This is a genomic window from Clostridium sp. (genome assembly GCF_016650095.1).
Classification (GTDB): Bacteria; Bacillota; Clostridia; order Clostridiales; family Clostridiaceae; genus Clostridium_AD.
Genome location: NZ_JAENWL010000046.1, coordinates 1 through 14,575, shown reverse-complemented (window position 1 = coordinate 14,575; position 14,575 = coordinate 1). Strand labels below are relative to the sequence as shown.

The following is a 14,575-nucleotide window of genomic DNA, read 5'->3' as shown; positions in this document are numbered from 1 at the left end:
CAACGTTTATGCATAGCTAGAACTTTGGCAGTAGAACCTCAGGTTTTACTAATGGATGAGCCGACTTCTGCATTAGATCCTATTTCAACTTTAAAGATTGAAGAATTAATGGATGTACTTAAAAAAAAGTATACAGTTATAATTGTTACTCATAATATGCAACAAGCAGGTAGGATTTCTGATCATACAGCATTTTTCTTAAATGGAGAAATTGTGGAGAATGGAAAAACCGAGGAAATATTTTATAAACCGCGTGATAAAAGAACAGAAGATTATATTACAGGAAGATTTGGTTAAAATATAAAAAGGAAGGTGATATTATGGCAAGAAAAGTATTTGAAGAGAATCTAATAGAACTTCATAATGATTTAATTAGAATGGGAAGCATGGTAGAAAAACAAATTCATGACTGCATCGACGCTTTAGTTACTCAAGATACTGAAAAAGCTGAGAAAATAATGAAAAATGATGATATAGTTGATGAAATGGAAAGAGAAATAGAAAACAAAGCAATAAAATTAATCGCCATGCAACAGCCTTTAGCAATAGATTTAAGAAATATTTTCACAGCAACAAAAATAGTAACAGACCTCGAGAGAATGGCTGATCATGCTGTTGATGTTGCTAAAATCACTTTAAGATTAAAAGATGAAAAGTATATAAAACAACTAGTACATATACCTATGATGGCTGAAATAGTAGTACGTATGATAAAGGATGCATTAGATGCCTACGTGGCTGGAGATGTTGATAAGGCATATGCAGTTTGCAAGCGCGATGATGAAGTAGATGCTATATATAAGGAAGTATTTAGAGAACTTTTACAATTAATGATTAAAGATCAAAATACAGTAAATCAAGCCACTCAATTTATATTTATTTGTAAGTGGTTAGAAAGAATTGCTGACCATACAACAAACATATGTGAATGGACAATTTACCAAGTTACTGGTGAAAAAATTAATTTAAACGAATAGTTTTTATGGAAAATACAAAAACTACAATTATCTTGAATAACTTATATATAAAATATTGTAGTGGAGTAGTGATTATGAATATGAAAAATTTAAAGGCTTTTTCAGCAATCTTTTGCATTAGCATGATAATGATTAGTGCAGGATGTAAAAAAGATGCAACAATCAAAGACAAACAGTCTAAAACCATTAAAATTATTTGTGAAGATACAGTTATGCCCATGGTAAATGATTTAGTAAATGATTACAATTTTAATAATGACCCTGTTATTACTGTGGAATCTGCCGATAGAGAAATCGCATTTGAAAAACTATATAAATCTGAAGTGGATATATTAATTGGATATGTGGAGTCAGACAATAAAGATATTGAAGCTGAAATTCTAGCCTATGATGGTGTAGGTATTATAGTTAACAATAGTAATAATGTAAATAGTTTGGGAACTTCCCAATTAAAAAAAATATATACTGGAAATATAGTAAACTGGGAGCAATTAAAGGGTGAATCAAAAATGATTGTACCTGTAGCCTTTAAAAATGTTTTGAATTCAGTCCAGCAAGAATTTAATAAAGGAATAATGGATACGCCTGTAAAAGAACAAATGAGCAAAAACACTCAATATGTATCAAGTATGGAAGAAATGAAAAATTTTGTTGCTCAGAATAAAAATGCTATAGGTATTATACCAGGACAGTGGTATAATAAAGAAAGTAAGTTTTTAGAGTTAAGTGGTATTCAAATTACTATTTCGAATTTAAAAAATGAACTTTATGCTTTGAGATTTCCAATAAAAGTATATTATTCTAAAGACAAAGAAGATAGTTTAAAAGATCTTTTTCAGTATTTAAAAAGTGAAGATGGTAAGAATATTATAAGAAAATATTGCATAGAAGCATTTTAGTACCTCCTTCTTAGGAGGTATTTTTAATCTGTAGTAAATTATATAATAATTTCAAAATTATTATATAATTTATTTGAAAAGCGCGAAATATGCCATTTTTTCTTCTTTTAAAGGCTTATAGCGTTGACTTAGGGAGTTAATTCATGTAATATAGCATAGGGAATACTATAATTTATTATTAAACTAATTGCTTATTATAAATTAAATATTATGGTTGAGCAGGAGGTAAAAATGAAAAACCAAATAGCTAAGATACTTCCAGGAAGTATTGCAGAAGAAATTGAGTTAGAAGTGGGAGATAAATTAATTAGTATAAATGGCAATGATGTAGTAGACATTATAGATTACAAATTTTTAATTACAGATGAACTTCTTAACATTGAGATAGAAAAGAATAACGGAGAAGTTTGGGATATTGAAGTTGAAAAGGAATATGATGAAGATTTAGGAATCCAATTTATTGATGCCATTTTGGATAAACCGAAGAGTTGTCATAATAAATGTATATTCTGTTTTATTGACCAATTGCCAAAAGGAATGAGAGAAACTTTATATTTTAAAGATGATGATTCAAGATTATCGTTTTTTCAAGGCAATTTCGTAACCTTAACCAATATGAAAGAAGACGAAATTGATAGGATAATTCAATATAAGATAAGTCCTATTAATGTTTCAGTACATACTACTGATGCAGAACTTAGAAAGCTAATGTTAAATAATAAATCTGCTGGAAATGTATATGATAGGTTAAAGCGGTTGGCCAAGGCTGATATTAAAATTAATTGTCAAGTGGTTTCTTGTCCAGGTATTAACAATGGGGCAGCGCTTATAAGAACAATTGAGGATTTATATAAACTTTATCCTAGCATTGAAAATTTGGCGGTTGTACCAGTTGGAGTAACAAAGTATAGAGAAGGATTATTTAATTTAACCTTATATGATAAGAATACTGCAACGCAAGAAATCGAAAGTGTAAAAGAATTACAAGAGAAATACATTAGAGAAATAGGATCACCTTTTATAAGGTTGTCTGATGAATTCTATGTTACATCTGGAATTGATGTTCCAGGAGAAGAGTTCTATGATGGTTACCAGCAGTTAGAAGATGGCATTGGTATGATAAGGCTACTTAGAAGTGTTATTGATGAAGATGTAACATCCCTAAAGCTAAATATTGGGGGAACTTTTACCTTTATAACAGGACACTCTGCTTACGCAGAAATATTAAAGGTAGCTGAGAAAATTACAGCAACTAATAACAAAATTAAAATTGATGTTAAAAAAATAACAAATTATTTTTTTGGGGAAACTATTACAGTAGCTGGTCTTTTAACAGGTAGCGACATAATCAATGGACTGAAAAATGAAAAGCTAGGTGAGTATTTAGTAATTCCTAGCAATATGTTAAAAGGTGGATATGAATTAGGGAATTATGAGGAACAAATATTCTTAGATAATATTACAATAAGTGATTTAGAAAAAAGTTTAAGTAAAAAAGTTTTAATATGTGATTATTCAGGAGAAGATTTAATCCACATAATAAACCAAAATAGTCGGGAGGAAGAATAATGGCAAAACCAATTGTAGCAATAGTAGGAAGACCTAATGTTGGGAAATCTACATTATTTAATAAGTTAGCAGGTAAAAGAATATCAATAGTTGATGATAAACCAGGTGTAACAAGAGATAGAGTTTATGCGGATGCGGATTGGCTAAGGCATAATTTCACAATAATTGATACAGGTGGTATCGAAGTTGAAAGTCAAGATATTATTTTAGCTCAAATGAGAAGACAAGCACAAATAGCTATAGAGACAGCAGATGTTATAATATTCATTGTAGATGGTAAACAAGGAGTTACAGGTGCAGATTATGAAGTTGCTCAAATGCTTAGACAAAGCAAAAAAGCAATAGTACTCGTAGTAAATAAAATAGACCATCTCCAACTAGAAGCAAATGCCTTTGAATTCTATAATTTAGGGATAGGTACACCTATAGCTATTTCTGCAACTCAAGCACTTGGGCTTGGAGATATGCTTGATGAAGTAGTAGCACATTTTGACAGTATTTATGCTAGTACAGAAGAGACAGAATATATTCAAGTTGCAGTGGTAGGTAAGCCAAATGTTGGTAAATCATCGCTAATAAATAAAATGCTTGGAGAAGAAAGAAACATAGTAACTGATATCGCAGGTACTACAAGAGATGCCATTGATAGTAAATTGGAAACTAAAGAAGGTAAATTTGTTCTTATAGATACTGCAGGAATAAGAAGAAAAAGCAAAGTGCAAGAAGGAATTGAAAGGTATAGTGTTATTAGGTCATTAGCTGCTGTTGAGAGGGCTGATGTTGTTATACTTATTCTTGATGCTACGGATGAACTAAGTGACCAAGATGAGAAAATTATAGGCTTTGCTCATGAAATGAAAAAAGCCATTTTGGTTATAGTAAATAAATGGGATCTTATTGAAAAAGATGACAAAACCATGCTTGATTATAAAAAGAAATTACAAGCAGGATTAAACTTTATGGCTTATGCTCCTTATTTATTTATTTCAGCAAAAACAGGTCAAAGAGTACATAAGGTATTAGCAACAGTTAAAGAATGTTTTGATAATTATTCGAAAAGGATTTCTACAGGGATACTAAATGAAGTTGTAAATAAGGCTGTACTTATGAAAGAACCTCCAACTGTAGCAAATAAGAGATTAAAAATATTCTATGTTACTCAAGTAGACACTAAACCACCAACATTTGTATTCTTTGTAAATAATGAAAATTTACTGCATTTCTCTTATCACAGATATTTAGAAAACCAATTGAGAAGTGCATTTGAGTTTAACGGAACAGGCATAAGACTTATATTTAGGGAAAGGAAGGAATAGAATGTCAAAAGTTGCTTTTTTAGGTAGTGGGAGTTTTGGTACTGCATTAGCAATAATGCTTGCCAAAAAAGGAACGAGTGTTAGCATGTGGGATAGAAAACTTAGTGTTATTAATGATATTAACATTAAAAGGGAAAATATTAAATATTTGCACAGCGTTATCGTACCAGCAGGAGTGACAGCATTCACTGACATAGAACAAGTAATAAGTGATAGTTATATAATAGTACTCGCGGTGCCCTCACATGCAATAAGAGACTTAAGTAAGTTTATATCACCACTTTTAAAACAAAATCAAATTGTGGTTAGCATTGCAAAGGGAATTGAAGAGGGTTCATCAAAAAGAATTTCTGAAGTTATAGAAGAAGAAATTAAAAATAACCCTATAGTAATACTTTCAGGTCCTAGTCATGCAGAAGAGGTCGCTTTAGATATACCTACAACGGTAGTTGTTACTTCTAAAAAAATGGAGTATGCAAAGATTATTCAAGATGTATTTATGACAAGTAAATTTAGAGTTTACACTAATGAAGACATTATTGGAGTAGAGATAGGCGGTGCAGTTAAAAACATTATTGCCTTAGCTGCAGGTGTGTCTGATGGCATAGGATATGGTGATAATTCTAAGGCTGCTCTTATGACAAGAGGAATGAGTGAAATCATAAAAATAGGAACTGTGCTTGGAGGTAGAATTGAAACATTCTATGGCTTAACGGGTATGGGGGATCTTATAGTAACTTGTACTAGTATGCATAGTAGAAATAGAAGAGCCGGTATTTTAATTGGGCAGGGTGTTTCTATGGAAAAGGCCTGCGAGGACATCGGAATGGTAGTTGAGGGCATAAAAGCTACAAGAGCATTCTATGAACTTAAAGAGAAGCAGCAGGTTTCTATGCCTATTACAGATGTACTTTACAAAGTACTATTTGAAGGTAAGGACCCCAAATATGGAGTACACGAATTGATGTCGAGAAATAAAAAAGACGAGTTTTAGTATAGAAGGCCAGTTTTCCGTTAGTAAATTAATGGAAAACTGGTTTTTTTATATATATTTTCATTCTATAGTAATAATTTATTGTTATCTAAAATATATTTATAATGTTAATAATAAGTATTGGGAGGGGTATATCTTGGATAATTTTGATATATATAAAGATATAGCGGAGAGAACTCAAGGGGATATTTATGTAGGAGTTGTTGGACCCGTAAGGACTGGAAAATCTACATTTATAAAAAGATTTATGGAGCTTATGGTAATTCCTAGAATAGAAAATCCTCATAAAAAAGAAAGAGCAACAGATGAACTTCCTCAAAGCGGTTCAGGGAAATCTATTCATACCACTGAACCTAAATTTGTACCCAACGAAGCCGTTGAAATTGAGTTTGAAGGTGGAACAAAATTCAAAGTTAGAATGGTTGATTGTGTTGGATATATTGTTAAAGGAGCGCTCGGATACGCTGAAGGGGAGACACCTAAAATGGTTACAACTCCTTGGTATGACTATGAGATTCCATTTGAGGAAGCTGCAGAGATTGGTACAAAAAAGGTAATAAATGAGCATTCTACTATTGGCCTTTTAATTACTACAGATGGTTCTATTACAGGTATAGAAAGGCAAGAATATTTAGAAGCTGAAGGAAGAGTAGTTGATGAACTTAAAGCCATTAATAAACCTTTCATAATGGTGTTAAATTCTAAAAATGCTGTTGCCCCTGAAACAGAAGTTTTAGCAAGGGAATTAGAAGAAAAATATGATGTTCCAGTTCAAGTTATGGATGTACTAAATATGAAGGAGGAGGATATAGCCAATATATTCCAAAGAATTCTTAAAGAATTCCCAGTTAAAGAAATTAACATAGATATGCCAGAATGGATTGAAAACTTAAGTTCTAAACATTGGGTGAAAATTAGCTTTATGAAATTCTTAAAAGATATGTGCAAGGACATTTTTAAAGTTAGAGATATAAATAAATCACTATTAAGCTTTAAAGAAGTAGACTTCTTAGATTCTGCTAGAATTGATGAAATGAATATGGGAGAAGGGACTGCTAGAGTTAATCTAATTCCTAAAAATGAGTTATTTTACAAAATACTAGGTGAAACTTGTGATTGTGAAATAAAAGGGCAAAATGATTTGTTAACATTAATGGGGGAATTCTCTAGGGCTAAAGTTGAATATGATAAAATCGCAGATGCTTTAAGGGATGTTAAGGAAAAAGGATATGGATTAGTAGCACCAGAACTTTCAGAAATTACCTTAGACCAACCTGAAAGAATACAACATGGTGGTAGATACGGAGTGAAATTTAAGGCATCGGCACCTTCTCTTCACTTTATAAGAGCCGATATACAAACAGAAATATCCCCTATAATGGGTACAGAAAAGCAAAGTGAAGAATTCTATAATTCTGTTATAGAACAATTTGAGAACGATAAATCCGAAATATGGCAGAGTAACATGTTTGGTAAATCTTTAGAAGTATTAGTTAAAGAAGGTCTTCAAAATAAGTTAATAAAAATGCCTGATGACGTTCAAGTGAAAATTCAAAAGACATTACAACGGATTATAAATGAGGGTAATGGTAGCTTAATTTGTATTATATTATAACAGTATTTTTTATTATATAGTGGCTTTGAGTTATAGGGAGAAATTCTTATAACTCAAAGCTTTTATAATATTGAATTAATGCTATAATTAATATGAAATATGTGCAAAAAAGTATATAGAAATGGAGTAAATTTAAAATGGATATTTTATTACAAATTCAAATAAGTATTGTTTTATCCATATTACTAATTGTTTTACTTGTACATGCTTATTTTAATATGAATAGAAAAAATACAACTAATAAATTATTTTTATGTATTATGGGATTAACGTGGCTTACCTTAATATTAGAGATATTTAGTGTCATATTAAATAATCCAAATATGAAGCAATTTATGGTATTGCATAAGCTAGTCAATATAGCTGGATTTATAGTGACTCCTAGTATTCTATTCTTGGGATATTTATTTTCTATAGAATGGGTTAATTTTAAGGATCATGTTGATGCATACAATAATACAGAAAAAAAGCCATATAGGCTTAAATTTAGTTATGGGATGGCATGTTATGCAAAGGATTATGAAAGCCTCTATCAAGTCTTGGAATACGCAGATCAATTGATGTATGAGCAAAAACAAAGTAGAAAAGCATTCAATCTTAATAAATGATTGAGTGCTTTTTTTACTTATTTATATTAGGGGTCAACTTATTCAGTTTACTCCACCAAGGAATTTGTGTTTGAGCACTGCTTTCTATAGTCCCTTGGTGTTAACCCGGTGTGTTTTTTGAAAAAGCGAGAAAAGTAAGTTATATGATTGAAATTAAAGACATAGCTTATTTCACTTATGCTTGAATTTGCGTGATTCATGTACAGTTTAATAGCAATAATTCGATGTTCATTAATATATTCAGTTAAGGTTTTTCCAACTTCCTTCTTGAAAGCAGCAGAAAGGTAATTAGGATGTACCTTTGCAAAAGTAGAAATTTCCCCTAGGGATAAATTATTTTCTATATTTTTATTTATATAGTTGATTACTCTATTAATAAGCGGATTGTAGATATTTTCCTTGTATTTTTTTAGAACTTTAATAAAGTCATATAACATTTTATATTCTAAAGCTTGAACTTTATCTAGGTGGTTAGTTTCGTCAATAAGGTTAATATAATAATCACTTAACATAAAGGCAGTCTCAGTATCTAATCCTGCTTCAATTACACCTCTTGTAAAAAATGTACATGAAGCTACAAGAGAATACTTAAGAGAACTAATCGGCCTCTTAGATAGCTCAGCTCTTTCCAAGGAATTGATTTGTTTTAAAATTTCAATACTCTTATCATTGTCCATCTGGTGAATAGCTTGTACTAGCTTACACTCAAGTTGATAGGGGGGATGAATGTAAGAGGTGTATCTATTTCTAGCCATTGTATATTCAAGTTTCTTATAAATATCATCCAATAATTATCACCTCACAAAAATTAAACACACTAAAGTGCAAAATATATTAACATTGTATAAAAAAGTATACAATTTATTGTATATAATGTCAATATACTTCAATTGTTTTGATTACTTTATGGCTTTCAATGTAAAGGTATTCAATGCATTTTGAAGTCAAAAAGAAAATATAAAATAGGGGGAATTAGCATGAAAAAATCAATAAGTACTATCCTATCTATTGTTTTAGCATTATCGACTATGACTGGATGTGCCTCAAAAAGTGGGGATACAAAAACAACTGAACCTGTTGAAAAGGAAAAAGCAATAGTAACAGTAATACAAAACAAGGTCGAAATTCAAGAAGAACTTGAAGCGGCTGCAAAGGCCTTTAACGGAACTCAAAGTGATGTTGAAGTAAAAATATTAGGTTCTGCAGGAGATGCTTTGGTAACAACACTACAAACACAATTTGCATCAAGCCCAGAAACAGCACCTACACTTTTTACTTGTGGAAGTGGTAGTGAGTTTGATAAGTTTTTCGATTTCATGGCACCACTTGATTCTGCAAAAGCAGCAGCAAAAATATCTAAAGGACAAGCTGATGACGCAATGAAAGATGGCAAGTTATACGGTCTACCAATGGCAATTGAAGGTTTTGGATTAATATATAACAAAACTATGTTTAAAGAAGCAGGAATAGATGCAGCTACTATCAAGACAACAGATGATCTAGTTGAGGCAAGTAAGAAGCTTGCTAAGATTAAAGGTGTTAAAAGCCCAATAGCTTTTGCAAAAGAAACATACTTCCAATTTATGCACCCATTTAACTGGCCATTTGCAACAATGAGTAACTACAAAGAGGCTATACCTAAGGTTATAAGTGGAGAACTAAAGTTAAAAGACATTCCAGAAGTTATGCAGTATGCAAAAGATTTAGAAGCATTAAAACCATATACAAATCTTGCTAAGGATAGCTATGATGATCAAGTTGCAGGTTTTGCCCAAGGGTACTTTGCAATGATTCATCAAGGAAATTGGGCACAAGGAATAATTGACGAATATAAAGTTGATTTTGAATATGGTATGATGCCAATGCCTATAAATGGTAATGAGTCATTATCAGTAGGAAACTCGAACTTCTTTAGAGTAAATAAAGCTGCATCGAAAGAACAACAATCAGGAGCAATTGCGTTCCTTGACTGGTTATTTACTGATCCTGCTGGGCAGGTATTTGTTACTGAAAAATTTAAAGTAATTCCAGCATATGATGGCTTTGATACTAGTAAATTAGATGTTTTATCTAAGGAAATTGCAACATACTCAGAAGAAGGAAAGACTATCCCATGGACATTCAATTTATTCCCAGCTGGTGTTGATAAGGATTGTTCAAGTGCAATGGAAAAATTCTATGCAGATAGAATAAATGCAGATGAGCTACTAGATGAAATAAACACGATTTGGGTTAATGCAGCAAAATAATAACTTATATAACTAGATTAAAAGCCTCGATAAGAGGCTTTTAATCTAAAAAATAAAAATATGATTGGAGAATTTAAGAATGGATAAAAAACTCAAAAGCAAAATAACCACAGCTTTGTTTGTTATTCCGTCACTGTTTATATTCATAAACGTGGTTGTTATTCCCTTTGTTATGGGCCTAGTATACTCATTTACAAATTGGAATGGGTTTGCTTTTAAAGGGTCTACATTTGTAGGATTTGAAAATTATGCCGCAGCTTTTGGTGATAAAAAGTTTACGGATGCCTTTTGGCTTACAACAGAATATACCTTTGTTATGATTATTCTTGTTAATATTGTAGGGCTTTCTTTAGCACTCCTAGTAACTTCAAAAATTAAACATAAGAATTTTTTCAGAGGAGTATATTTTTTACCTAACTTAATTGGAGGGCTTATTCTAGGATTTATATGGAAATTTATATTTACAAAGTTTTTTGAGGAATTTGGTGTAATTACACATACAGAAAAGATATTCTTTAATTGGCTAGATGAACCTACTGCAGCATTTTGGGCACTAGTTATTGTAGGGGTATGGCAAATGGCAGGGTATGTAATGGTAATATATATAGCTTCTATCGAGAGTATATCAGAGGACATTATGGAAGCTGCAAGTATAGACGGGGCAAATAACTGGACTAAATTTAAAAAAATAACGCTCCCGCTAATAGCTCCTGCTTTTACAATAAGTTTATTTGTAACTTTATCTACTTCATTTAAACAATATGATACTAATCTATCATTAACAAACGGTGGTCCTTTTGGATCAACCGAACTAGTTACTATGAATATTTTTTCCACAGCCTTCAGCTATAACAAATATGCACAGGCACAAGCAAAGTCTATCATCTTTTTCTTGGTCATAATGATAATTACTGTTTTACAAATTTATACTACTAAGAAAAGAGAGGTGGATATGTAATGAAAGCAAAATTTAAAGCATCCACAGTATTTGTTATATTAGGATTTATAACAGCGGCCTTAACCTTGTTACCTATGTATATTATGGTAGTCAATTCCTTTAAAAGTAGAGCACAGATATTTACTGATACCATGGGACTACCAGAATCATTAGATTTCTCTTTTTATGTAACAGCAATTGATAAAATGAATTTTTTAAGTGCAATGGCAAATTCATTATTTGTAACAGTTACAAGTATTGGTTTAATAATAATTTTTTCCTCTATGGCATCATGGGCATTAGTTAGAAGTAATTCAAAGCTTGCAGATTTTGTACTATACACTTTTGTAGTAACGATGCTTGTTCCTTTTCAGTCTGTTATGATTCCCTTAATGCAGTACATGAGCGGCTGGGAAATTAAAGCTATTAATTTCACAATGATAAACAGTTTTTATGGGCTGATTTTTATGTATATTGGGTTTGGTTCCAGTTTATCAATATTCCTATATCATGGCTTTATTAAGAGTTTTCCAAAATCACTTGAAGAGGCAGCAATGATAGATGGATGCAATAAGTTTCAGGTGTTTTGGGGAATAGTATTTCCTAACCTAAAGTCTATTACGGTGACAGTAGCTATTTTAAATGTAATATGGATATGGAATGATTATTTATTACCATCCTTAGTACTTAGAAGTCCAGGACTTCGAACAATTCCCCTTTCAACCTTTTATTTTTTCGGGGAGTTTACAATACAATGGAATTTGGCGATGGCAGGGCTTGTGCTTACAATTATACCAATAATAATATTCTATTTATTTTCACAGAAATATATTATTAAAGGTGTTATGGCCGGAGCCGTCAAATAACGAAGAGTTAGAATCAAAGCTAGCAAAGGGAGTAGACATTATGAAAAATGAATGGATTATAAGCGATAATAGTTTAAAGGAAGAGAATCTTTTGAAAAATGAAAGTATATTCAATGTTTCAAATGGATATATAGGCATTAGAGGAAATTTTGAAGAGGGATATTCTGAGACTTACCCAACAGTTAGGGGTACCTATATAAATGGTTTTTATGAAGAAGTTCCTATACAATATGGTGAAAAGGCTTATGCTTTCCCGGAAATTATGGAGAAAATTGTAAATGTTACAGATGCTCAGAATATTAACATAATAATTAATGGAGAGAGGTTCTCTCTGTTTAATGGAACTGTAAAAAGCCTAAACAGATATCTTAATATGGAAACAGGGTGCTATGTAAGAGATATATGGTGGGTTTCACCGCGAGGATTCGAACTAAAAATAAAGATAACAAGAATCGCTTCACTAAAATACTTAGAATTATTTGCTATTCATTATGAAATAGAAAAAATTAATTTTAATGAAGGAATTACTATAGAATCTGGAATTAACGGTGATGTAACAAATTTTACAGACGAGAGTGATCCACGGGTTGCGGCAGGACACGCTAATATTTTATCAGTAAAGTCCATAGTAGCGAAAAATGGTATTATGCAGGTAGTGTCTGAGACTGAAAACTCTAAGATGTCTGTGGCACTTACAACAAAACATAGCGTAAGTGTTAATTATGAAGTTTCATTTGTAAGAGAAGATAAAGGAATAAAAACTACTTTTATAACAGAACCTGGGAAAAGTGTAATAAACTTTACAAAATATAATGTGTACACAGATTCAAGGCGTTACAAAAGCATAGAGTCTCAAGGTATAGATTTAATAGAGAAGATTAGCTGTGAACCTTTTAATCAATTATTAGAGCATCAAAGGGAATATTTAAATGAATTCTGGAGTTTAGCAGATATTAATATTAAAGGAGATGAAAAACTAGAGCTGGGGCTCAGATATAATTTATTTCAACTTCTTCAAGCAGTAGGCAAGGATGACAAAAGCAACATACCGGCAAAGGGGTTAAGCGGAGAAGGCTACGAAGGTCATTATTTTTGGGATACTGAAATTTATATCCTTCCATTTTTCACTCTATGCTATCCTAAATTGGCAAAGGGACTTCTAAAATACCGCTACACTATTTTAGATAATGCAAGGCAAAGGGCAAGAGAGATGGGTCACAAAAAAGGGGCCGCTTATCCATGGAGAACTATAGCAGGTAAGGAGTGTTCCTCATATTTTCCCGCTGGAACTGCTCAATACCACATAAATGCAGATATAGCTTATTCTTATATACAATATTATTTAGCAACGGGAGATATAAATTTTATAAAAGAGTGTGGAGCAGAGGTTGTATTTGAAACTGCAAGAATATGGATTCAAATAGGACATTTTCACAAGGAACAATTTAAAATCGATGCGGTAACAGGACCCGATGAATACACTGCCATAGTAAATAATAATTACTATACAAATGTAATGGCAAAATATAATCTAAAATGGGCATCAAAACTATACTATGAACTCTTAGATAAGGATCCAGAATTGCTTAAGAGCTTATGTAAAAAAATAAGTTTGACAGAGGAAGAAATCGAGGAATTTGTATGCGCTTATAAAAATATGTGTTTACCTTATGATGAAGAACTTAAAATTAATGCTCAGGATGATACCTTCTTATCTAAAGCGGTATGGGATTTTGAAAGCACACCTAAAGATAAATATCCTCTATTACTAAATTTTCATCCTTTAACCATTTATAGATACCAGGTATTAAAGCAGGCAGATACGGTACTTGCCCATTTTCTTGTAGAAGATGAGTCAGACGCCTTGACTATTAAAAATTCTTATGATTATTATGAAAAAATAACAACTCACGACTCATCATTATCTTGTGCTGCCTATAGTATTATGGCTTCCAAGGTAGGCTACATTGATAAGGCATATGAATATTTTATAGAGACAGCAAGCTTAGATTTAGATGACACCCATGGAAACACGAGGGATGGAGTTCATACTGCTAATATGGGTGGAACCTGGATGGCAATAGTGTATGGATTTGCAGGTCTTAGAATAAAAGAGGATAATGTTTCACTTACACCAAAGCTTCCTGAAAATTGGAAGGAACTTAAGTTTAAATTTTTGTATAAAGGTGCTCACATTCAGGTGGATGTTAAAGTGGATAAAACGGAAATAACTGTTCAATGCGACTGCCTGATTAATTTGAAAATTAATAATATATTATATAAATTTATCAAAAATGGTAAAATAGAAATAGTGAATTAGCTTATAAGTTAGCCGAGTATAAAAAGCTTTTAGAAGTTATTATACTCGGTTTGTTATATAATGATATAATTGTATAGAAAAGTGGTTCTAAAATAAATGCTAAGGAGTGCTTAAATGGAAGAATTAAAAAAAGCGATTGATGAAATAGTGAAACAAGATGTTATAAAATTAGTTATCAGTAATAAAATGAATAAGGACGTAGAGTATAATAAAATAACATTTGTT

General features: G+C 31.5%; 12 protein-coding genes and 1 pseudogene. 12 read left to right on the top strand and 1 reads right to left on the bottom strand.

The window, feature by feature from the left end:
• The 8 genes and pseudogenes from pstB to JJE11_RS04700 form a co-directional block, all read left to right on the top strand.
• A pseudogene (gene pstB / locus JJE11_RS04735) lies at positions 1-297 on the top strand (phosphate ABC transporter ATP-binding protein); the annotation flags it as partial.
• A gap of 23 nt (positions 298-320) precedes the next feature.
• Positions 321-977, top strand: a complete 657-nt coding sequence (phoU, locus tag JJE11_RS04730) for a phosphate signaling complex protein PhoU (RefSeq protein ID WP_291633145.1) — start codon at positions 321-323, stop codon at positions 975-977.
• Positions 978-1,051: 74 nt separating this feature from the next.
• Positions 1,052-1,876 (top strand): substrate-binding domain-containing protein, encoded by an 825-nt coding sequence (locus tag JJE11_RS04725; RefSeq protein WP_291633143.1) that lies wholly within the window; start codon positions 1,052-1,054, stop codon positions 1,874-1,876.
• 231 nt (positions 1,877-2,107) lie between these two features.
• The gene (locus JJE11_RS04720) at positions 2,108-3,445 is read left to right on the top strand and encodes a DUF512 domain-containing protein (protein ID WP_291633141.1); all 1,338 of its coding nucleotides are present in this window, start codon (positions 2,108-2,110) and stop codon (positions 3,443-3,445) included.
• A complete protein-coding gene (gene der, locus JJE11_RS04715; protein ID WP_291633139.1) occupies positions 3,445-4,761 on the top strand; it encodes a ribosome biogenesis GTPase Der in 1,317 nt (438 codons plus the stop codon). The genes JJE11_RS04720 and der overlap by 1 nt, the downstream gene beginning before the upstream one ends.
• A 1-nt stretch (position 4,762) precedes the next feature.
• The gene (locus JJE11_RS04710; RefSeq protein ID WP_291633137.1) at positions 4,763-5,755 is read left to right on the top strand and encodes an NAD(P)H-dependent glycerol-3-phosphate dehydrogenase; all 993 of its coding nucleotides are present in this window, start codon (positions 4,763-4,765) and stop codon (positions 5,753-5,755) included.
• A gap of 136 nt (positions 5,756-5,891) precedes the next feature.
• On the top strand, positions 5,892-7,370 hold the full coding sequence (spoIVA, locus tag JJE11_RS04705; RefSeq protein ID WP_291633135.1) for a stage IV sporulation protein A: 1,479 nt from the start codon (positions 5,892-5,894) through the stop codon (positions 7,368-7,370).
• A 137-nt stretch (positions 7,371-7,507) separates the two neighbouring features.
• Entirely contained in the window at positions 7,508-7,978 is a 471-nt protein-coding gene (locus tag JJE11_RS04700) for a hypothetical protein (RefSeq protein WP_291633133.1), read from the top strand.
• Between the two features lie 47 nt (positions 7,979-8,025).
• Here JJE11_RS04700 and JJE11_RS04695 read toward each other — a convergent pair whose 3' ends face one another.
• Positions 8,026-8,766, bottom strand: a complete 741-nt coding sequence (locus JJE11_RS04695; protein WP_291633131.1) for an AraC family transcriptional regulator — start codon at positions 8,764-8,766, stop codon at positions 8,026-8,028.
• A gap of 189 nt (positions 8,767-8,955) precedes the next feature.
• On the opposite strand from JJE11_RS04695, the gene JJE11_RS04690 reads away from it, so the two are divergent.
• The 4 genes from JJE11_RS04690 to JJE11_RS04675 all read left to right on the top strand — a co-directional run bounded on the left by JJE11_RS04690 (position 8,956) and on the right by JJE11_RS04675 (position 14,350).
• Positions 8,956-10,227 carry an extracellular solute-binding protein gene (locus JJE11_RS04690; protein WP_291633128.1) on the top strand — a complete coding sequence of 424 codons (1,272 nt, stop codon included), beginning with the start codon at positions 8,956-8,958 and terminating at the stop codon, positions 10,225-10,227.
• Between the two features lie 79 nt (positions 10,228-10,306).
• Entirely contained in the window at positions 10,307-11,185 is an 879-nt protein-coding gene (locus JJE11_RS04685) for a carbohydrate ABC transporter permease (RefSeq protein WP_291633126.1), read from the top strand.
• Positions 11,185-12,030: a carbohydrate ABC transporter permease gene (locus JJE11_RS04680; RefSeq protein WP_291633124.1), complete on the top strand. Its 846-nt coding sequence runs from the start codon at positions 11,185-11,187 to the stop codon at positions 12,028-12,030. The genes JJE11_RS04685 and JJE11_RS04680 overlap by 1 nt, the downstream gene beginning before the upstream one ends.
• Before the next feature lie 40 nt (positions 12,031-12,070).
• The gene (locus JJE11_RS04675) at positions 12,071-14,350 is read left to right on the top strand and encodes a glycosyl hydrolase family 65 protein (protein WP_291633122.1); all 2,280 of its coding nucleotides are present in this window, start codon (positions 12,071-12,073) and stop codon (positions 14,348-14,350) included.
• Positions 14,351-14,575 lie beyond the last annotated feature (225 nt).